Annotated in this window: 20 protein-coding genes and 1 other RNA gene; 16 read left to right on the forward strand and 5 right to left on the reverse strand. The window is 65.2% G+C overall.

Annotation, left to right across the window (positions count from 1 at the left end; all coding sequences use genetic code 11):
* The first annotated feature begins 98 nt into the window (after positions 1 to 98).
* Positions 99 to 722, forward strand: a complete 624-nt coding sequence (locus tag ACODS5_RS19565) for a glutathione S-transferase N-terminal domain-containing protein (RefSeq protein ID WP_489109446.1) — start codon at positions 99 to 101, stop codon at positions 720 to 722.
* A gap of 12 nt (positions 723 to 734) precedes the next feature.
* Positions 735 to 1,166, forward strand: coding sequence for a ClpXP protease specificity-enhancing factor (locus tag ACODS5_RS19570; RefSeq protein WP_489109447.1), 432 nt, complete (start codon positions 735 to 737; stop codon positions 1,164 to 1,166).
* 48 nt (positions 1,167 to 1,214) lie between these two features.
* Here the strand turns inward: ACODS5_RS19570 and ACODS5_RS19575 are convergent, their stop codons facing one another.
* From ACODS5_RS19575 to ACODS5_RS19595, 5 genes are all read right to left on the reverse strand, one after another.
* A complete protein-coding gene (locus ACODS5_RS19575; protein WP_134691083.1) occupies positions 1,215 to 1,433 on the reverse strand; it encodes a YgdI/YgdR family lipoprotein in 219 nt (72 codons plus the stop codon).
* 46 nt (positions 1,434 to 1,479) lie between these two features.
* Complete coding sequence (locus tag ACODS5_RS19580; protein WP_134691081.1) at positions 1,480 to 2,058, reverse strand: BON domain-containing protein; 579 nt, start codon at positions 2,056 to 2,058, stop codon at positions 1,480 to 1,482.
* Complete coding sequence (locus ACODS5_RS19585; protein WP_134691079.1) at positions 2,055 to 2,648, reverse strand: phosphoheptose isomerase; 594 nt, start codon at positions 2,646 to 2,648, stop codon at positions 2,055 to 2,057. The genes ACODS5_RS19580 and ACODS5_RS19585 overlap by 4 nt, the downstream gene beginning before the upstream one ends.
* Before the next feature lie 88 nt (positions 2,649 to 2,736).
* The gene (locus tag ACODS5_RS19590) at positions 2,737 to 3,108 is read right to left on the reverse strand and encodes a YraN family protein (protein WP_134691077.1); all 372 of its coding nucleotides are present in this window, start codon (positions 3,106 to 3,108) and stop codon (positions 2,737 to 2,739) included.
* On the reverse strand, positions 3,108 to 4,925 hold the full coding sequence (locus tag ACODS5_RS19595; RefSeq protein WP_489109448.1) for a penicillin-binding protein activator: 1,818 nt from the start codon (positions 4,923 to 4,925) through the stop codon (positions 3,108 to 3,110). The genes ACODS5_RS19590 and ACODS5_RS19595 overlap by 1 nt, the downstream gene beginning before the upstream one ends.
* A gap of 189 nt (positions 4,926 to 5,114) precedes the next feature.
* Between ACODS5_RS19595 and rsmI the strand changes: the two genes are divergently transcribed.
* The 14 genes from rsmI to ACODS5_RS19665 all read left to right on the forward strand — a co-directional run bounded on the left by rsmI (position 5,115) and on the right by ACODS5_RS19665 (position 20,102).
* A complete protein-coding gene (rsmI, locus tag ACODS5_RS19600; RefSeq protein ID WP_134691073.1) occupies positions 5,115 to 5,990 on the forward strand; it encodes a 16S rRNA (cytidine(1402)-2'-O)-methyltransferase in 876 nt (291 codons plus the stop codon).
* A 67-nt stretch (positions 5,991 to 6,057) separates the two neighbouring features.
* Positions 6,058 to 6,417: RNase P RNA component class A (gene rnpB / locus ACODS5_RS19605), an RNA gene on the forward strand.
* Between the two features lie 309 nt (positions 6,418 to 6,726).
* Positions 6,727 to 7,182: a division/cell wall cluster transcriptional repressor MraZ gene (gene mraZ / locus ACODS5_RS19610; protein WP_011535546.1), complete on the forward strand. Its 456-nt coding sequence runs from the start codon at positions 6,727 to 6,729 to the stop codon at positions 7,180 to 7,182.
* Positions 7,179 to 8,126, forward strand: a complete 948-nt coding sequence (rsmH, locus tag ACODS5_RS19615) for a 16S rRNA (cytosine(1402)-N(4))-methyltransferase RsmH (RefSeq protein ID WP_134691071.1) — start codon at positions 7,179 to 7,181, stop codon at positions 8,124 to 8,126. Before mraZ ends, rsmH begins: the two co-directional genes overlap by 4 nt.
* On the forward strand, positions 8,123 to 8,416 hold the full coding sequence (gene ftsL / locus ACODS5_RS19620; protein WP_134691069.1) for a cell division protein FtsL: 294 nt from the start codon (positions 8,123 to 8,125) through the stop codon (positions 8,414 to 8,416). The genes rsmH and ftsL overlap by 4 nt, the downstream gene beginning before the upstream one ends.
* Positions 8,416 to 10,146, forward strand: a complete 1,731-nt coding sequence (locus ACODS5_RS19625) for a peptidoglycan D,D-transpeptidase FtsI family protein (RefSeq protein WP_167659463.1) — start codon at positions 8,416 to 8,418, stop codon at positions 10,144 to 10,146. The genes ftsL and ACODS5_RS19625 overlap by 1 nt, the downstream gene beginning before the upstream one ends.
* A complete protein-coding gene (locus tag ACODS5_RS19630) occupies positions 10,146 to 11,633 on the forward strand; it encodes a UDP-N-acetylmuramoyl-L-alanyl-D-glutamate--2,6-diaminopimelate ligase (RefSeq protein ID WP_489109449.1) in 1,488 nt (495 codons plus the stop codon). Before ACODS5_RS19625 ends, ACODS5_RS19630 begins: the two co-directional genes overlap by 1 nt.
* On the forward strand, positions 11,626 to 12,993 hold the full coding sequence (locus tag ACODS5_RS19635) for a UDP-N-acetylmuramoyl-tripeptide--D-alanyl-D-alanine ligase (RefSeq protein ID WP_489109450.1): 1,368 nt from the start codon (positions 11,626 to 11,628) through the stop codon (positions 12,991 to 12,993). Before ACODS5_RS19630 ends, ACODS5_RS19635 begins: the two co-directional genes overlap by 8 nt.
* A complete protein-coding gene (mraY, locus tag ACODS5_RS19640) occupies positions 12,993 to 14,075 on the forward strand; it encodes a phospho-N-acetylmuramoyl-pentapeptide-transferase (protein ID WP_134691063.1) in 1,083 nt (360 codons plus the stop codon). Before ACODS5_RS19635 ends, mraY begins: the two co-directional genes overlap by 1 nt.
* A 6-nt stretch (positions 14,076 to 14,081) precedes the next feature.
* Positions 14,082 to 15,428, forward strand: coding sequence for a UDP-N-acetylmuramoyl-L-alanine--D-glutamate ligase (gene murD / locus ACODS5_RS19645; protein WP_489109451.1), 1,347 nt, complete (start codon positions 14,082 to 14,084; stop codon positions 15,426 to 15,428).
* Positions 15,425 to 16,639 (forward strand): putative lipid II flippase FtsW, encoded by a 1,215-nt coding sequence (ftsW, locus tag ACODS5_RS19650; protein ID WP_134691061.1) that lies wholly within the window; start codon positions 15,425 to 15,427, stop codon positions 16,637 to 16,639. Before murD ends, ftsW begins: the two co-directional genes overlap by 4 nt.
* The gene (murG, locus tag ACODS5_RS19655) at positions 16,629 to 17,708 is read left to right on the forward strand and encodes an undecaprenyldiphospho-muramoylpentapeptide beta-N-acetylglucosaminyltransferase (protein ID WP_489109452.1); all 1,080 of its coding nucleotides are present in this window, start codon (positions 16,629 to 16,631) and stop codon (positions 17,706 to 17,708) included. Before ftsW ends, murG begins: the two co-directional genes overlap by 11 nt.
* Positions 17,701 to 19,149: a UDP-N-acetylmuramate--L-alanine ligase gene (gene murC, locus ACODS5_RS19660; RefSeq protein WP_134691057.1), complete on the forward strand. Its 1,449-nt coding sequence runs from the start codon at positions 17,701 to 17,703 to the stop codon at positions 19,147 to 19,149. The genes murG and murC overlap by 8 nt, the downstream gene beginning before the upstream one ends.
* Positions 19,146 to 20,102, forward strand: coding sequence for a D-alanine--D-alanine ligase (locus tag ACODS5_RS19665; RefSeq protein WP_489109453.1), 957 nt, complete (start codon positions 19,146 to 19,148; stop codon positions 20,100 to 20,102). The genes murC and ACODS5_RS19665 overlap by 4 nt, the downstream gene beginning before the upstream one ends.
* The last annotated feature ends 2 nt before the right edge of the window (positions 20,103 to 20,104 follow it).

Raw genomic sequence — 20,104 nt, forward strand, 5'->3', positions numbered from 1 at the left:
CCCCCCCCCCCCCCCCCCCCCCCCCCCCCCCCCCCCCCCCCCCCCCGGGCGCGTTTTCATTTACAGTTTTACAAGCATCCCGTGCGAGGAGGCGCTACATGGGCGCAACCAACAGGTTAGCCTGCTATTCCGACCCCGCTGATCATTACTCCCATCGGGTTCGCCTGGTGCTCGCCGAAAAAGGCGTCGCCGTGCAGATCATCGATGTCGCCGCCGATCGCCTGCCGCCCAAGTTGGTCGAGGTTAACCCTTATGGCAGCCTGCCGACCCTGGTCGACCGCGACCTGGCGCTGTACGAGTCGACCGTGGTCATGGAGTACCTCGAGGAGCGTTACCCGCACCCCGCGTTGATGCCGGTCTACCCGGTGGCGCGTGGCAACAGCCGCTTGCTGATGCACCGCATTCAGCGCGACTGGTGCAGCCTGGCCGACACCGTGCTTGATACGCGCAACAGCGATGCGGCCAGGGCCCTGGCGCGCAAGGAACTGCGTGAAAGCCTGACCGGCGTGGCGCCGTTGTTCGGTGAGATGCCGTGCTTCATGAGCGAGGAGCAAAGCCTGGTCGATTGTTGTCTACTGCCCATCCTTTGGCGATTGCCGATAATGGGTATCGAATTGCCGCGGCAGGCCAAGCCGCTGCTGGAATACATGGAGCGACAGTTCGCCCGCGAGCCTTTCCAGGCGAGCCTGTCCGCTGCCGAACGTGAAATGCGCAAGGTTTAAGAGGAGCCGTTGATGAACTCCAGTCGCCCCTATCTGGTTCGCGCGCTGTACGAGTGGATCGTCGACAACGATTGCACGCCCCACATGCTGGTCAATGCCGAATACCCGGCTGTCCAGGTGCCACAAGGTTTTGCCAGCGATGGCCAGATCGTCCTGAACATCTCTCCCAGTGCCGTGCGCAACCTGCACATGGACAACGAGGCGGTGAGCTTCGAAGGGCGCTTCGGTGGCGTCGCCCACTCGCTCTATGTGCCTGCCAGCGCGATCCTGGGTATCTACGCCCGGGAGAACGGCCAGGGCATGGTCTTTGAGCTGGAGCCGCCGCTGGACGATGAGGAAGACCTCGCCGACGATAGCGTCGAGCCGGATGACGAGGGTCCGCCGCCGGGTGGTGGTCAGCCGCCGCGCCCCAGCGGTCGACCCAGCTTGAAGGTGGTCAAGTAACAAAAAAGGCGATCCAGATGGGTCGCCTTTTTTTTGCCGCGGTGCGGATCACAGGTCCTTGATGGTCTGAACCTGGTCCTTGTTGATGCGGGTCGGCTTGCCATCGAGTTGTTTGAACTCATAGAAGCCGGAGTCGCGGTCGTAGTACGGGGTGTCGGTGGTCTGCAGTTCGCGGCCGTCGTTGAGGACGATGACGCTCGGGGTGGAGCAGCCGGCGAGGGTGGCGAAGGCGCCGATCAGCAGGGTGGGCAGCAACAACTTCTTCATGGGTGTTTCCTGGTGGGGTTGGTTCGCCGGCAAGCCGGCGAGAGAGTCAATCGATGTATTCGAACAGCTTGACGATCTTCTGCACGCCCGATACGCCCTGCACCACGTTGGTGGCGGCGTTGGCTTCTTGCTGACGCACCAGGCCGAGCAGGTAGACGATGCCGTTTTCGGTGATCACCTTGATTCGCGAGCTGGGGACGTTCTCGTCGGTCAGCATCTGGGTCTTGATCTTGGTGGTCAGCCAGGCATCGTTGTTGCGCGCCAGAATCGACGAGGGCTGCATCACCTGCAGCTCGTTGTGTACTTTCTTGACCCGTTGTACCTGGCCGGCGGTCTGCTCGGCGAGGGACTTGAGGTCGGCGCGCGGGGTCTGGCCGGCCAGCAGGACAACGCCGTTGTAGCTGCTGACGACGATGTGCGAGCCCTTGTCCAGGTCCGGGTTGGCCTTGGCGATGTTGACCGAGACCTTGGTCTCGATCAGCGAATCGTCGATCTTGCTGCCGATGGTGCGGGTGCCGCGGTCATCCTCGATCGGCGAATTGCGTGCCGAGGTCAGGACCGAGCTGCAGCCGGACAGGCCCAGGCACAGGGTGAGGGCCATCAGGCCGAGACGCTTGGGGATCATTCTTCACTCCCGAACAGTTGGCTGTCGATCAGGTCGCACAGGCAGTGGATCGCCAGCAGGTGGACTTCCTGGATGCGCGCGGTGACGCTCGAAGGGACGCGGATTTCCACGTCCTCGGGCAGCAACAGCGAGGCCATGCCGCCGCCGTCGCGGCCGGTCAGGGCGACGACAATCATTTCGCGGTCGTGCGCGGCCTGGATCGCCTGGATCACGTTGGCCGAGTTGCCGCTGGTGGAGATCGCCAGCAGGACGTCACCGGGCTGGCCCAGGGCGCGGATCTGCTTGGAGAACACTTCGTTGTAGCTGTAATCGTTGGCGATCGAGGTGAGCGTGGAGCTGTCGGTGGTCAGGGCGATGGCCGGCAGGCTCGGGCGCTCGCGCTCGAAGCGGTTGAGCAGTTCCGAGGAAAAGTGCTGGGCATCGCCGGCCGAACCGCCGTTGCCGCAGGCGAGCATCTTGCCGTCGCTGAGCAGGGCGTTGACCATGACCAGGCTGGCCTGCTCGATGTGGGGTGCCAGGATGTCCATTGCCTGTTGCTTGGTGTCGATGCTGGCCTGGAACAGCCGGCGAATTCGGGATTGCATGTCCATCTGGTGTGACCTTAAGTGGGGCGGTGGCTGGCGCGGCGCGCAACAGTGACCAGCCCGCGAAACATAGAGCAAAAAAATCGAATAGGGTTCAGCATTCGAAGGCGTTTTTCAGCCATTGAAGCGGTTGCCCGGCGTGCCCCTTGCCCTGCAGCGCGACGACGTCGAAGCGGCAGGGCTGGTCGGCCCAACGGGGCTCGTGCTGCAGGAAAAGGTTGGCGGCAAGCGCCAGTCGCTGCTGCTTGCGCCCATCGATGCTGCCGAGCGCTCCGCCGAACTGCGCGTGCCACCGGTAGCGGACTTCGACGAATACTACTGTATCGGCATCGAGCATGACCAGATCGAGCTCGCCACCGCTGCATCGCCAGTTGCGCGTCAGCAACTGCAGGCCGTGCCCTTGCAGAAAGGCAAGGGCCTGGTCTTCAGCAGCTTGGCCGGCGCAACTGGGCGATGCGCTGGGCATTAGCGCGGGGTGTCCGGCAGGCGCTTGACCTGGCCGCCGGCGAACTCGGCCCATGGCAGCTGGCGTTCCACGCGCTGGCTCGGGCTCATGCTCAGGCTACCGGACAGACCTTCGACGCGATTGTCCGGCAGGGCCTTGAGCTGGCCCAGGCGCGGCGCCAGGCTGTAGGCATCGACGCCCATGGCGTACAGGCGGCCGAGGCTGCCGGCTGCCTGCGGCCACTGCTGGACCACCTGCTGGCGCAGGCTGTTGCTGGTGTCGAGCAGCCATGGCGTTTCGCAGAAGCGGATGCCGTTCATGTCGTTGTACTGGTTCACGTCACCGCTGGCGCTGTACAGGTTGGAGGTGGCGTAGACCGGCACGTCGCCGGCGTACTGGAAGTTCAGGGTCGGCTTGATCTGCTGGGCCTGCTGTGGGGTCGAGGCGAGGAAGATGAAGTCGATGTCCTGGCGGCGCGACGGTTGCGCGGCGATGTTGCCGCCCACGGTGCTTTGCAGGCTCTTGGCCCGGGCTTCGCTCTGGCGCAGCTGGAACAGCTGGGCAATCTGCTGGGCCAGGGCGACGGGCTGGGCAATGCGCTCGGCGGCGAGCAGGGTGCCGCCGTTGCTTTCCCAGTCCTGGCGGAAGGCCGCCAGCACGCGGTCGCCCCATTCGCCGCTCGGCACCAGGGCCACGGCGCGGACCATGCCGTCAGCGCGGGCGCGGCGGGCCACTTCGCGGGCTTCGTCTTCGGCGGCCAAGCCGAACTGGAACAGCTGCGGCGGGGCTTTCTGCCCGGCATCGGCGTAGTTCAGGGCCAGGGTGGTGATCGGCAGCTGCGGGTAGCCGGCGAGTTTCTTCACCAGTGGTTTTTCCAGTGGGCCGACCACCAGTTGCACGCCGGCGGCCTGGGCTTGGCGGTAGAAGTCGTCGAGGGAGGTGATGCGCGAGCTGTCGAACACCTGTACCGCCGGTGCTGGCTGGCCACCTTGTGCGGCCTGGAAGTGGGCGGCCATGAAGCCGTCGCGCAGGGCGCGGGCGACACCGGCCAGCGGGCCTTCCTGGGGCAGCAGCAGGGCGATCTTGGTCAGCGGTTGGCTGGCCAGTTCCTTGAGCTTGACCAGCGCCGTGGGCAGCTGTTTGGCGGCCGGGTGGTCCGGGTGTTGCTTGCGCCAGGTGTCGATGGCGGCCTGTTGCTGCTCGAGGGTGCCGGCACTTTTCACGGCGAAGGCCAGGCTGGTCCATCCGGCCAGGGTTTCGTTGGCGGCCGGTTGCTGCAGCTGTTCGGCGGGCAGCGCGGCGACCAGGGCCCAGATCGCGTCTTGGTTGCTGGTGGCGGCCTGGCCGCTGAGCAGCGGGCTCAGTGCCACGCGCTGCTGGGCGGCCGCCAGGGCCTGGCCGTCGGCCTCGAGGGCTGCAGCGTGCACGCTATAGGTGCGCGCCTGCTGCTCGTCCGGCAGTTCGCCGACCCGTTGCAGGCTGGGGTGGGCGAGGGCGGTCAGGGCGGCCTTGGGCTGGTTGCGGCTCATCGCCAGCTCGGCGGCCAGGGTCGAGGCGAACACTTGCTGGGCAGGCTTGAGCGGCTCCAGTTGCACCTGCTCGAGGATGCGAGCCGCGCGCGGGAAGTCCTTCTGCTTGTAGGCCAGGTCGGCGGCGCTCAGGCGCAGCAGGGCCGCGTCCTCGGCGGACTTGCTGGAAGCCGCCTTGTCGAGCAGTTGCTCGATGCTGGCGTCCGGGGTGCGCGGCAGTTCGCCCAGGCTGGATGAGGGCGAGCTGGCGCAGGCTGCCAGCAGGGCAGCGAGGCAGAGGGCTGTGAGCAGCCGCAGGCAAGCGATCATGTAAAGGTCCTGTTACTCGATCAAGTTGGCCGGCAATTGTACCCAAGCCTCGCGCCCGGCGCGATGTTGCCGACGGTGAACCTTCACTATAGGTGGCTGGCGCGCGGCGCAGGGCGAAGTTCTTTGCGCCCTGTTGCCGGCGCTCGGGCTACAATGGCGGCCTTTGATCCGTGAAAGCAGGTGTGCGCAGTGACTGATGGTGCAGGGGGTTCGAATTCCGCGTTGGGCAAGTTGTATGTGGTGGCCACGCCCATCGGCAACCTCGACGACATGAGCGCGCGGGCGCTGAAGGTGCTGGCCCAGGTCAGCCTGATCGCCGCCGAGGACACGCGCCACTCGGTGCGCCTGCTGCAGCATTTTGGCATCGATACGCCGCTGGCGGCCTGCCATGAGCACAACGAGCGCGACGAGGGCGGGCGCTTCATCACTCGCTTGCTGGCGGGCGACGATGTGGCGCTGGTGTCCGATGCCGGCACGCCGTTGATTTCCGATCCTGGCTATCACCTGGTGCGTCAAGCGCGCGCCGCCGGGGTGCAGGTGGTGCCGGTGCCGGGTGCCTGCGCGTTGATCGCCGCATTGTCGGCGGCGGGCTTGCCGTCGGACCGCTTCATCTTCGAAGGCTTCCTGCCGGCCAAGGCGGCCGGGCGCCGGGCACGCCTGGAGCAGGTCAAGGAAGAGCCGCGGACCTTGATCTTCTATGAGGCGCCGCACCGTATCCTGGAGTGCCTGGAAGACATGGAGGCGGTGTTCGGGGGGGAGCGCCCAGCCGTGCTGGCTCGCGAGATCAGCAAGACCTTCGAGACCCTCAAGGGCTTGCCGTTGGCTGAGTTGCGCGGGTTCGTGCAGGGCGACAGCAACCAGCAGCGTGGCGAGTGCGTGGTGTTGGTGGCCGGCTGGAGCGCGCCGGAGGGCGAGCAGGCAATCAGCGCCGAAGCCCAGCGCGTGCTGGATCTGCTGCTGGCCGAGATGCCGCTGAAGAAAGCGGCGGCGTTGGCGGCGGAAATTACCGGTGTGCGCAAGAACCTGCTCTATCAATTGGCCTTGGAGAAACAGAAGGCCGACTAATGGCGTAGTGATATTGGTTGTCGTCTCGCTTGTTCTCGAGCGCGTGTCCCGGTAACCTTGGCGGCGGAGAGTCGATCGGACAGTCGCTGCCGTCTTTTGTTCCGCAAGGGGCGGGGGAGGAAAGTCCGGGCTCCATAGGGCGGAGTGCCAGGTAACGCCTGGGAGGCGCGAGCCTACGGAAAGTGCCACAGAAAACAACCGCCTAAGCACTTCGGTGCCGGTAAGGGTGAAAAGGTGCGGTAAGAGCGCACCGCACGGCTGGCAACAGTCCGTGGCTAGGTAAACCCCACTCGGAGCAAGACCAAATAGGGTTCCATACGGCGTGGCCCGCGTCGGAACCGGGTAGGTTGCTAGAGGCGTCCAGTGATGGCCGTCGTAGAGGAATGACTGTCCTCGACAAAACCCGGCTTACAGATCGACTCTCCACCTCTTCCTTCCCTGCTTGAATCGATAGCAGATGTGTCCTGGTAATACCAAAAAAATCTTACTCTTAATAAATCACTTTAACTTCGCACTCTATCCACTTGAGTGTGTTTGATTTTTCCCGCCATTTTTCCTCTCCGGTATTCCTTCGGCCTTCCTTTGTTGCGCTAAATCGCCGTCCTGTAAGGGATTTCCTTATGAACGTGCCTTGACGGTGTGGCGGGCGGATTCCTATAGTGTGCGCAAGTGGCAGAAAGTGGGATGAAGTGGGTTTTCTGACACAAAAAAGCTAACATTGTGGGGAATCACAGCCGTGTTCCGCGGAGCCAACGCCGTCAGTCTCGATGCCAAGGGCCGTCTCGCCATGCCGAGCCGGTACCGTGACGAGCTCGATTCGCGTTGCAATGGTCAACTGATCGTGACCATCGACGCCGTTGACCCCTGCTTGTGTGTTTATCCCCTCGATGAGTGGGAACAGATAGAAGCCAAGTTGCGCGCCTTGCCATCGTTGCGTGAGGAAAACCGCCGCCTGCAGCGTTTGCTGATCGGTAACGCGGTGGACCTGGAGCTCGATGGCAGCGGGCGTTTCCTGGTGCCGCCACGCCTGCGTGAGTACGCCAAGCTGGACAAGAAGGCGATGCTGGTGGGGCAGCTGAATAAATTCCAGCTGTGGGACGAGGATGCCTGGAACGCGGTTTCGGCAGCCGACCTCGCAGCTATTCAACAACCGGGCGCCATGCCCGATGATTTGCGTGACCTGATCCTGTGACCATAGATAGCGGCTTCAACCACATCACCGTCCTGCTCGACGAAGCTGTCGAGGCATTGGCCTTGCGCGCCGACGGTTGCTATCTGGACGGCACCTTCGGGCGTGGCGGCCACAGCCGCCTGATCCTCAGCAAGCTCGGGCCGCAAGGGCGGCTGCTGGGGTTCGACAAAGATCCTCAAGCGATTGCCACCGGGCAAGCGCTGGCGGCCGAAGACGGCCGCTTTGTCATTGTGCAGCGCAGCTTTGCCGAGCTCGGCGACGAAGTGCGCGCCCGCGGCCTGGACGGCAAGGTCAGCGGCGTCCTGCTCGACCTGGGCGTGTCCTCGCCACAGCTGGATGACCCCGAGCGCGGCTTCAGCTTCCTCAACGATGGCCCGCTGGACATGCGCATGAACCCCGCCCAGGGCATCAGCGCCGCCGAGTTCATCGCCAGCGCCAGCGTCGAAGAAATCGCCCGGGTGTTCAAAGAGTACGGCGAAGAGCGTTTTGCCGGCCGCATGGCACGCGCCGTGGTCGAGCGCCGCGAGAAGCAGCCGTTCACCCGTACCGCCGATTTGGCCGAGGTGCTCAAGGTCGCCAACCCGGCCTGGGAAAAGGGCAAGAACCCGGCGACCCGCGCCTTCCAAGGCCTGCGTATCCATGTCAACAACGAACTGGGCGACCTCGAGAGCGGCCTTGAGGCCGCGCTCGATGCCCTCGAAGTCGGTGGCCGCCTGGCGGTGATCAGCTTCCACTCGTTGGAAGATCGTATCGTCAAGCTGTTCATGCGCAAACTGGTCAAGGGCGAGGCAGACAACCTGCCGCGCAACCTGCCGGTGCAGCACAAGGTCTTCGAGCCGAAGATCAAGCTCATCGGCAAGGCACAGTTCGCCTCCGACGCCGAACTCAAGGCCAACCCGCGGTCGCGCAGCGCCGTGATGCGGGTGGCGGAGAAGTTGCGGTGAGCCGCCTGTTCGCCAAGCCATTGCCAGGCGGAAGCTTCCTGATGCTTCTGCTGTTCGTCGGCGTGCTGATTTCGGCTATCGCCGTGTCCTACAGCGCGCACTGGAACCGTCAATTGCTCAACACCCTGTACGGCGAGCTGAGCGAGCGCGACAAGGCCCAGGCCGAATGGGGCCGGTTGATCCTCGAGCAAAGCACCTGGACCGCGGCCAGCCGTATCGAGAGCCTGGCCTCCGAGCAGCTCAAGATGCGCGTGCCGGCGGCTGATGAAGTGCGGATGGTGGCGCCATGATGAAGCTCGAAGGCGCACTTTATCCCTGGCGCTTCCGCGTGGTGATCGGCTTGCTGGCGTTGATGGTCGGTGCCATCTGCTGGCGCATCATCGACCTGCAGGTGGTCGACCGCGACTTCCTCAAGGGCCAGGGCGATGCCCGCAGCCTGCGACACATTCCTATCCCCGCCCACCGTGGCCTGATCACCGACCGCAATGGCGAGCCCCTGGCCGTCAGTACCCCGGTCACCACCCTGTGGGCCAACCCCAAGGAAATGCAGGCCTCGAAAGAACGCTGGCCGCAACTGGCCGCCGCCCTGGGGCAGAACCCGCAGCAACTGGTCGAGCGTCTTACCCAGCAGGCCAACAAGGAATTCATCTATCTGGTCCGTGGCCTGACCCCGGAACAGGGTCAGCATGTGCTCGACCTGAAAGTGCCGGGCGTCTATGGCCTGGAAGAGTTCCGCCGCTTCTACCCGGCCGGTGATGTCACCGCGCACATGGTCGGCTTCACCGACCTCGACGATCACGGTCGCGAGGGTGTGGAGCTGGCCTATGACGAATGGCTCGCCGGGGTGCCCGGCAAGCGTCAGGTGATCAAGGACCGGCGCGGCCGGCTGATCAAGGACATCCAGGTTACCAAGAACGCCAAGGCCGGAAAGACCTTGGCGTTGTCGATAGACCTGCGCCTGCAGTACCTGGCCACCCGCGAGCTGCGCAACGCCATCGCCGAGCAGGAGGCCAAGGCCGGCAGCCTGGTGATCATGGACGTCAAGACCGGCGAGGTCCTGGCCATGGTCAACCAGCCGACCTACAACCCGAACAACCGCCGCAGCATGTTCCCCGCCGCGATGCGCAACCGGGCGATCATCGACGTGTTCGAGCCGGGCTCGACGGTCAAGCCGATTTCCATGAGCGCCGCCTTGCAAAGCGGCCGCTGGAAGGTCACCGACAAGGTCGAGGTGTACCCGGGCAGCTTGCAGATTGGCCGCTACACCATCAAGGACGTGTCGCGCAGCGAGGGCCCGATCCTCGACCTGACCGGCATCCTGATCAACTCGTCCAACGTCGGCATGAGCAAGATCGCCTTCGATATCGGTGGCGAAGCCATCTACCGGGTCATGTCCCAGGTCGGTCTGGGCCAGTACACCGGCCTTGGCTTCCCCGGCGAGCGCGTCGGCAACCTGCCCAACCACCGCGAGTGGCGCAAGGCCGAGACCGCCACGCTGTCCTATGGCTACGGCGTGTCGGTGACCGCCCTGCAATTGGTGCATGCCTACGCCGCCCTGGCCAACGACGGCAAGATGGTGCCGCTGTCGATTCTCAAGGTCGACAAGGCCCCGGAAGCGGTGCAGGCGATCCCCAAGGAAACCGCCGAGACCGTGCAGGGCATGCTGCAGCAAGTGATCGAGGCGCCGCGCGGGGTGTTCCGCGCGCAGGTGCCGTTCTACCACGTAGGCGGCAAGTCGGGTACGGCGCGTAAAGCCACCGTAGGTTCCAAGGGCTACACCGAGAACGCCTACCGCTCGCTGTTCGCCGGCTTCGGCCCGATGAGCGACCCGCGCTACGCGATCGTCGTGGTCATCGACGAGCCGAGCAAGGGCGGCTACTTCGGTGGCCTGGTCTCGGCCCCCGTATTCAGCAAAGTGATGTCGGGCACCCTGCGCCTGATGAATGTACCGCCGGACAACCTGCCGCCGTCCTCGACGCAGCAAGCCAGCGCAGTACCCGCCAAGGGAGGGCGAGGTTGATGACGATGCCATTGAGCAAATTGTTCGCCCATGCCAGCCGCGATCCGTTGATTCGCGAGCTGACCCTGGACAGCCGCCAGGTGCGCCAGGGCGATCTGTTCCTCGCCGTGCCGGGCGCCAAGGTCGACGGCCGTGAGCATATTGCCGACGCGCTGTCCCGTGGCGCCGCCGCGGTCGCCTATGAAGAGCAGGGCACCTGCGTGTTGCCGATTACCGACGCGCCGCTGATCCCGGTCAAGGGGCTGATCGGCCAGCTGTCGCAGATCGCCGGGCGCTTCTATGGCGAGCCCAGCCGCCAGTTGAACCTGGTGGGTGTCACCGGCACCAATGGCAAGACCAGCGTCACTCAGCTGGTGGCCCAGGCGCTCGATGCCCTTGGTCAGCGTTGCGGGCTGATCGGCACCCTGGGCACCGGCTTCTACGGTGAGTTGCAGAGCGGCCGCCTGACCACGCCGGACCCCATCGCCGTGCAGTCGACCCTGAACGACCTGAAAAAAGCGGGTGCCAGGGCCGTGGCCATGGAAGTGTCCTCTCACGCCCTCGAGCAGGGGCGTGTCGCCGCGCTGGAGTTCGATATCGCGGTGATGACCAACCTGTCGCGCGATCACCTGGACTATCACGGCAGCATGGAAGCCTATGGGGCCGCCAAGGCCAAGCTGTTCGCCTGGCCGAGCCTGCGCTGCCAGGTAGTCAACCTGGATGATGAGTTCGGACGCCGCCTGGCTGCCGACTTCGCCCGCCGCCCGAGTACCGATCATATCGAGACCCGGTTGCTCAGCTACAGCCTGGAAAACCCGGACGCTTCGCTGTTCTGCCGCGAGGCCACGTTCGACGATGATGGCGTACGGGCCACCCTCGTCACCGCGCAGGGCGAACGCAGCCTGCGCAGCCAACTGCTGGGACGCTTCAATCTGAGCAACATGCTGGCGGCGGTGGCGACCTTGCTGGCGCTGGATTATTCGCTGGACGAGATCCTGAAAGTCACCCCGCAGCTGCAGGGGCCGGTCGGCCGCATGCAGCGCCTGGGTGGCGGTGAGAAGCCGTTGGTTGTGGTCGACTACGCCCACACCCCGGATGCCCTGGAAAAGGTGCTCGAGGCATTGCGCCCGCATGCCCACGGCAAGTTGCTGTGCCTGTTCGGCTGTGGCGGTGATCGTGACGCCGGCAAGCGTCCGCTGATGGCGGCAGTCGCCGAGCGCCTGGCCGATCGTGTGCTGGTGACTGATGACAACCCGCGTACCGAGGATCCGCAGCGCATCTTCGATGACATTCGTCCCGGTTTTGCCCAGCCCGACAGCGTGGAGTTCGTCGCCGGCCGCGGCCAGGCCATTGCCCACCTGGTCGCCACTGCTGCTGCCGAGGATGTGATCGTCCTGGCTGGCAAGGGGCACGAGGATTACCAGGAGATCAATGGCCAGCGCCATGACTTCTCCGACCTGGTCGAAGCCGAGAAGGCCCTTGCCGCCTGGGAGGCGCCACATGCTTAAGCCGATGACCCTCAGCCAGTTGACTGGCGCCCTGAATGCGCGCCTGGCGGGCGCCGACGCCACCTTTACCGGTGTCAGTATCGACAGCCGCAGCGTTGCCGCCGGTCAACTGTTCGTCGCCCTGACCGGGCCGCGCTTCGATGGCCACGACTACCTGGCCGACGTGAAGGCCAAAGGCGCCGTCGCCGCGCTGGTCGAGCGCGAGGTCAGCGATGTCGACCTGCCACAGCTGGTGGTCGCCGACTGTCGGGTCGCGCTTGGTCAGCTGGGCGCGCTGAACCGTGCTGCTTTCGACAAGCCGGTGGTGGCCATCACCGGCTCCAGCGGCAAGACCACGGTCAAGGAAATGCTCGCCGCTATCCTGCGTACCCGCGGCCCGGTGCATGCTACCCGTGGCAACCTCAACAACGACCTCGGCGCGCCGCTGACCCTGCTGGAAATCGCCCCGGAGCACAGCGCCGCGGTGATCGAGCTGGGCGCGTCGCGCATTGGCGAGATCCGCTATACCGTCGGCCTGACCCAGCCGCAGGTGGTCGTCATCAACAACGCCGGTACCGCCCATGTCGGCGAGTTCGGCGGCCCGGAGAAGATCGTCGAGGCCAAGGGCGAGATTCTCGAAGGCCTGGGCGAGGGTGGCACGGCCATCCTCAACCTGGCCGACAAGGCGTTCGACATCTGGCACAAGCGTGCCGGCAGTCACCGTGTCGTCAGCTTCGCCCTGGACAACCCGCAGGCCGACTTCCATGCCAGTGACATCGGCCGCGATGCCCGTGGCTGCCCATCGTTCACCCTGCATGGCCCGGACGGCAGCGTCCCGGTGCAATTGAACCTGCTCGGCACCCACAACGTCAGCAATGCGCTGGCCGCTGCCGCTGCCGCCCACGCCGTTGGTCTGAGCCTGAGTGGTATTGCCGCCGGTCTTGGCGCCGTGCAACCGGTCAAGGGTCGCACCGTTGCGCAGATTGCGCCCAGCGGCGCGCGGGTGATCGACGACAGCTACAACGCAAATCCCACCTCGATGTGTGCCGCCATTGATATACTCGCCGGCTTTTCCGGTCGCACCGTCCTGGTGCTCGGGGATATCGGCGAACTGGGGCAATGGGCCGAGGAAGGTCACCGGCAAGTGGGCGACTACGCCCGCGGCAAGGTCGACGCGCTGTACGCGGTGGGCGCCAACATGGCCCACGCCGTTCAGGCGTTTGGTGCCAATGCCCGCCATTTCGCTACTCAAGCTGAGCTGATCGATGCCGTTAGCGCCGAGACCGCCAGCGATACCACTATCTTGATCAAGGGCTCGCGCAGCGCTGCGATGGAAAACGTCGTGGCGGCATTGTGCGAAGCTTGCGGGGAGAAACATTAATGCTGCTGCTGTTGGCCGAGTATCTGCAACAGTTCCACAAGGGCTTCGCGGTCTTCCAGTACCTGACCCTGCGCGGGATCCTGGGTGTACTGACCGCGTTGTCCCTGGCCCTGTGGTTGGGCCCCTGGATGATTCGTACCCTGCAGATCCGCCAGATCGGCCAGGCCGTGCGTAACGACGGCCCGCAATCGCACCTGTCCAAGTCCGGCACCCCGACCATGGGCGGCGCGCTGATCCTGTCGGCCATCGCCATCAGCACCCTGCTGTGGGCCGACCTGAGCAACCGCTACGTATGGGTGGTGCTGATCGTCACCCTGGCGTTCGGCGCCATCGGCTGGGTCGACGACTACCGCAAGGTGATCGAAAAGAACTCCCGTGGCCTGCCGAGCCGCTGGAAGTACTTCTGGCAATCGGTATTCGGCCTGGCGGCGGCGATCTTCCTCTACCAGACCGCGCCGACCAGCGTCGAAACCACGCTGATCATCCCGATGGTCAAGGACCTGGCCATTCCGTTGGGTGCCGGGTTCATCGTGCTCACCTATTTCGTCATCGTCGGCTCGAGCAACGCGGTCAACCTCACCGATGGCCTCGATGGCCTGGCGATCATGCCGACGGTGATGGTCGGCGGTGCCCTGGGCATCTTCTGCTACCTGTCGGGCAACGTGAAGTTCGCCGAATACCTGCTGATTCCCTACGTGCCGGGTGCTGGCGAGCTGATCGTGTTCTGCGGCGCGCTGATCGGCGCCGGCCTGGGCTTCCTGTGGTTCAACACCTACCCGGCCCAGGTGTTCATGGGCGACGTTGGCGCCCTGGCACTGGGTGCCGCGCTGGGCACAATCGCGGTGATCGTGCGCCAGGAAATCGTGCTGTTCATCATGGGCGGCGTGTTCGTCATGGAAACCCTGTCGGTGGTCATTCAGGTGGCCTCCTTCAAGCTGACCGGCAAGCGCGTGTTCCGCATGGCGCCGATCCACCACCACTTTGAACTCAAGGGCTGGCCCGAACCTCGGGTGATCGTCCGCTTCTGGATCATCACCGTGATCCTGGTGCTGATCGGCCTTGCCACCCTGAAACTGAGGTAAACGAGCGTGTCACTGATCGCTTCCGACCAATTCCGCATCGTTGTCGGCCTCGGCAAGAGCGGCATGTCCCTGGTTCGCTTCCTGGCGAACCGGGGCATTGCCTTTGCGGTCGCCGACACCCGCGAGCAACCGCCGGAACTGGACACCCTGCGCCGTGAATACCCGCAGGTGGAAGTGCGCTGTGGCGAGCTGGACGTCGAGTTCCTCTGCCGCGCCAGCGAGCTGTACGTGAGCCCCGGCCTGGCCCTGGCCACTCCGGCCTTGCAGCAGGCCGCCGCGCGCGGCGTGAAGCTTTCCGGCGATATCGAGCTGTTCGCCCGTCATGCCAAGGCGCCGATCGTGGCGATCAGTGGTTCCAACGCCAAGAGCACCGTGACCACCCTGGTCGGCGAGATGGCCGCCAAGGCCGGCAAACGTGTGGCAGTGGGCGGCAACCTCGGCACGCCGGCCCTCGACTTGCTGGCCGATGACGTTGAGCTGTACGTGCTGGAGCTGTCGAGCTTCCAGCTGGAAACCACCGACCAGCTCAACGCCGAAGTAGCCACTGTGCTGAACATCAGCGAAGACCACATGGACCGCTACAGCGGCCTGCCGGCCTATCATCTGGCCAAGCACCGGATCTTCCGTGGCGCCCGCCAGGTGGTGGTCAACCGCCAGGATGCCCTGAGCCGACCGCTGCCGGTCGAAGGCCGTCCGAGCTGGAGCTTTGGTCTCAATGCACCGGACTTCAAAGCCTTTGGGTTGCGCGAGGTCGATGGCGAGAAGTACCTGGCGTTCCAATTGCAGACCCTCATGCCGGTGCGTGAGCTGAAGATCCGCGGCGCTCACAACCAGAGCAACGCCTTGGCCGCGCTTGCCCTCGGCCATGCCGCCGGCCTGCCATTCGAGCCGATGCTCGAAGCCCTGCGCGAATTCAAGGGCCTGGCCCACCGTTGCCAGTGGGTGCGCGAGCGCAACGGCGTGAACTGGTACGACGACTCCAAGGCTACCAACGTCGGTGCAGCCCTGGCCGCCATCGAAGGCCTGGGCGCCGATATCGAAGGCAAGCTGGTGCTGATCGCCGGTGGCGATGGCAAGGGCGCCGACTTCGCCGCCCTGCGCGCACCGGTGGCTCAACACTGCCGTGCCGTGGTGTTGCTCGGTCGTGATGCCGAGCGTCTGGCTGAAACATTGGGCGATGCCGTGGCGCAAGTACGGGTCAAGACCCTCGACGAAGCCGTGCAGCGCTGCGCCGAACTGGCCCAGCCGGGGGACGCGGTGCTGCTGTCGCCGGCCTGCGCCAGCCTGGACATGTTCAAGAACTTCGAACAACGCGGGCGCCTGTTCGTCCAGGCAGTGGAGGGGCTGGCATGATCTTCGGCATCCTCAAGCCTTACCCGTCGCCGCTGATCAGCGGTCGTGGCATCGACCTCGACTTCCCGCTGCTGGCCGGTTGCCTGGCGCTGCTGGGCCTGGGCCTGGTGATGATCACCTCGGCCTCCTCGGAAGTGGCTGCCGTGCAGTCGGGTAACCCGCTGTACCACATGTTCCGCCACCTGGTGTACGTGGCCCTGGGGCTCGGCGCCGGAGTGTTGACGATCCTGGTGCCAATCGCCACCTGGCAGCGCATGGGCTTCATGATGCTGATCGGCGCCTTCGGCCTGCTGGTGATGGTGCTGGTGCCCGGCATCGGCCGCGAAGTGAACGGCTCGATGCGCTGGATCGGCTTCAGCTTCTTCAACGTCCAGCCCTCGGAGATCGCCAAGGTCTTCGTGGTCATTTATCTCGCCGGCTACCTGGTGCGCCGGCAGACCGAGGTGCGCGAAAGCTGGATGGGCTTCTTCAAACCGTTCATCGTGCTGCTGCCAATGGCCGGCCTGCTGCTGATGGAGCCGGACTTCGGTGCCACGGTGGTGATGATGGGCGCCGCGGCGGCCATGCTGTTCCTCGGCGGGGTGGGCTTGTTCCGCTTCTCGCTGATGGTGGTGCTGGCGGTGATATCGGTGGTGGTGCTGGTGCAGGCCCAGCCCTACCGGATGGCGCGCCTGATCACCTTCACCGATCCCTGGTCCGACCAGTTCGGCTCCGGCTACCAGCTGACCCAGGCGCTGATCGCCTTCGGCCGCGGCGAGTGGCTGGGCGTGGGCCTGGGCAACAGCGTGCAGAAGCAGTTCTACCTGCCCGAGGCACACACCGACTTCGTGTTCTCGGTGCTGGCCGAAGAGCTGGGGGTGATCGGCTCGCTGCTGACCATCGCGCTGTTCGTGTTCATCACCGTGCGCGCGCTGTACATCGGCTTGTGGGCCGAGAAGGCCAAACAGTTCTTCGCCGCCTACATGGCGTTCGGCCTGTCGTTCCTGTGGATCGGCCAGTTCCTGATCAACATCGGGGTGAACGTCGGCCTGCTGCCAACCAAGGGCTTGACCTTGCCGTTCCTGAGCTACGGCGGCAGCTCGCTGGTGATCTGCTGCGCTTGCGTTGGGCTGTTGCTGCGGATCGAGTGGGAGAGCCGCACGCACCTGGGCAGCGAAGAACACGAATTCAACGAAAGCGACTTTGCCGAGGAGACCAGTCATGGCCGCTGACGGCAAGAATGTCCTGATCATGGCCGGCGGTACCGGTGGCCACGTGTTCCCTGCGCTGGCCTGTGCCCGCGAGTTCCAGGCGCGCGGCTACAGCGTGCACTGGCTGGGTACCCCGCGCGGCATCGAGAACGAACTGGTGCCCCAGGCCGGGTTGCCGTTGCACCTGATCCAGGTTACGGGCCTGCGTGGCAAGGGCAAGCTGTCCCTGCTCAAGGCGCCGTTCACCCTGGTCAAGGCGGTGCTCCAGGCGCGGCGCATCGTGCGCGAGCTCAATCCGGTCTGCGTGGTCGGCTTCGGTGGCTACGTGACCGGCCCCGGCGGCTTGGCCGCGCGGCTGTGCGGCGTGCCGCTGGTGATCCACGAACAGAACGCCCGGGCCGGCACGACCAACCGCCTGCTGCTGCCGATGGCGGCGCGGGTCTGCGAAGCCTTCCCGGACACCTTCGCCGCCAGTGACAAGCTGCGCACCACCGGCAACCCGGTGCGCCCTGAGCTGTTCATGGACGCTACCCGCGCGCCCTTGGCCGAGCGCCGCGCGCGCCTGCTGGTGATGGGTGGCAGCCTGGGTGCGGAACCATTGAACAAATTGTTGCCTAAGGCCCTGTCCGAAGTGCCGGCGAACCTGCGCCCCGAAGTGTTCCACCAGGCCGGGAAGAACCACGCGCCGGTCACCGCCGAGCGATATCACGAGGCCGGTGTCGAGGCCCAGGTCGAACCGTTCATCAAGGACATGGCCCACGCCTATGGCTGGGCCGATATGGTGGTGTGCCGGGCCGGCGCCCTGACCGTCAGTGAACTCGCGGCGGCAGGCCTGCCCTCGATGCTAGTGCCCTTGCCCCACGCCATCGACGACCACCAGACCCACAACGCCCAATACCTGGCTCGTGAAGGCGCTGCCTTCCTGATGCCACAAGCGACAACTGGCGCAGCGCAGCTCGCTGAACGCCTGAACGAGGTGCTGATGCAACCCGAGAAACTCAACACCATGGCTGGCACCGCACGGCGCCTGGCCAAGCCTGATGCAACCAGCACCGTGGTCGATATCTGCCTGGAGGTGGCCCATGGTTGAAAGCCAGAAAGCCATGCCGCAACCGAAGATGGGCCGCATCCGTCGCATCCACTTCGTCGGTATCGGCGGCGTGGGCATGTGCGGCATCGCCGAAGTGCTGCTGAACCTGGGCTATGAAGTGTCCGGCTCCGACCTCAAGGAGTCGCCGGTCACCGAGCGCCTGCAGTCGTTCGGCGCGCAGATCTTCGTCGGCCACCGCGCCGAGAACGCCGCCACTGCCGATGTGCTGGTGGTGTCCAGCGCGATCAATCCGGCCAACCCGGAAGTCGCCACCGCCCTGGAACGGCGCATCCCCGTGGTGCCGCGCGCCGAGATGCTCGCCGAGCTGATGCGCTATCGCCACGGCGTGGCGGTGGCTGGCACCCACGGCAAGACCACCACCACCAGCCTGCTGGCCTCGGTGTTCGCCGCCGGCGGCCTGGACCCGACCTTCGTCATCGGCGGGCGCCTGACCGCGGCCGGTACCAATGCCCAGCTGGGCACCAGCCGCTACCTGATCGCCGAAGCCGATGAAAGCGACGCCAGCTTCCTGCACCTGCAGCCGATGGTGGCCGTGGTCACCAACATCGACGCCGACCACATGGCGACCTACGAAGGCGACTTCAACAAGCTGAAGAAGACCTTCGTCGAGTTCCTGCACAACCTGCCGTTCTACGGGCTGGCGGTGATGTGCCTGGACGACCCGGTGGTGCGCGAGATCCTGCCGCAGGTCAAGCGTCCGACCGTGACCTATGGCTTCAGCGAAGAGGCCGACATCCGCGCCATCAATGTGCGCCAGCAGGGCATGCAGACCCACTTCACCGTGCTGCGCCGTGACTGCGAGCCGCTGGAAGTGTCGGTGAACATGCCAGGCAATCACAACGTGCTCAACGCTTTGGCCACCATCGCCATCGCCACCGACGAAGGCATCAGCGACGAAGCCATAGTCCAGGGCCTGTCGGGCTTCCAGGGCGTCGGTCGACGCTTCCAGGTGTACGGCGAGCTGCCGGTCGACGGCGGCAGCGTGATGCTGGTCGACGACTACGGTCACCACCCGACCGAGGTCGCCGCGGTGATCAAGGCCGTGCGTGGCGGCTGGCCGAGCCGGCGCCTGGTGATCGTCTACCAGCCGCACCGCTACAGCCGCACGCGCGATCTGTACGACGACTTCGTGCAGGTGTTGGGCGATGCCAACGTGCTGCTGCTGATGGAGGTCTACCCGGCCGGCGAAGAGCCGATCCCCGGTGCCGACAGCCGTCAGCTGTGCCACAGCATCCGCCAGCGCGGCAAGCTCGACCCGATCTACATCGAACGTGGCGCCGAGCTGGCGCCGCTGGTCAAGCCGTTGCTGCGCGCCGGCGACATCCTGATCTGCCAGGGCGCCGGCGATGTCGGCGGCCTGGCCCCGCAACTGATGAAAAGCCCGCTGTTCGCAGGCGCCAAGCAGGAGAAGTCGAAATGACCAGCGCCTACGACAAGCTGCACTCCACCCTCGACGTCAAGGCCTTCGGCCGCGTCGCCGTGCTGTACGGCGGCAAGAGCGCCGAGCGTGAGGTTTCCCTGAAGTCGGGCAAGGCAGTGATCGAAGCGCTGACCAACGCTGGTGTCGACGTAGTCGCCATCGACGTCGGCGACGACCTGCTGACCCGCCTGCAAAGCGAGCAGATCGACCGCGCCTTCATCATCCTCCACGGTCGTGGCGGCGAAGATGGCAGCATGCAGGGCTTGCTCGAGTGCCTGGGGATTCCCTACACCGGCAGCGGCATCCTGGCCTCGGCGCTGGCCATGGACAAGCTGCGCACCAAACAGGTGTGGCAGAGCCTGGGTATCCCCACGCCGCGTCACGCGGTGCTGGCCAGCGAGCAGGATTGCGTGACAGCCAGCGCGGAACTGGGCTTCCCGTTGATCGTCAAACCTGCCCATGAAGGTTCAAGCATCGGCATGGCCAAGGTGAACAGCGAGCAAGAGCTGGTCGCCGCCTGGAAAGACGCCGCCAAGTACGATTCGCAAGTGCTGGTCGAGCAGTGGATCCACGGTCCGGAGTTCACCATCGCCGTGCTGCGTGGCCAGGTGCTGCCGCCGATCGCGCTGGGCACCCCGCATGTGTTCTACGACTACGACGCCAAGTACATCGCCAATGACACCCAGTACCGCATCCCGTGCGGCCTGGACAGTGTCAAGGAACAGGAACTGATCGACCTGACCGCGCGCGCCTGCGATGCCATTGGCATCGAAGGCTGGGGCCGGCTGGACGTGATGCAGGACGAGCAGGGCCGCTTCTGGCTGCTCGAAGTCAACACCGCACCGGGCATGACCGACCATAGCCTGGTGCCCATGGCGGCCCGCGCGGCCGGCCTGGACTTCCAGCAACTGGTGCTGGCGATCCTGGCCGACAGCGTAGCGACGCGAGGTTAAGC

It is taken from the genome of Pseudomonas sp. FG47, from assembly GCF_057809115.1.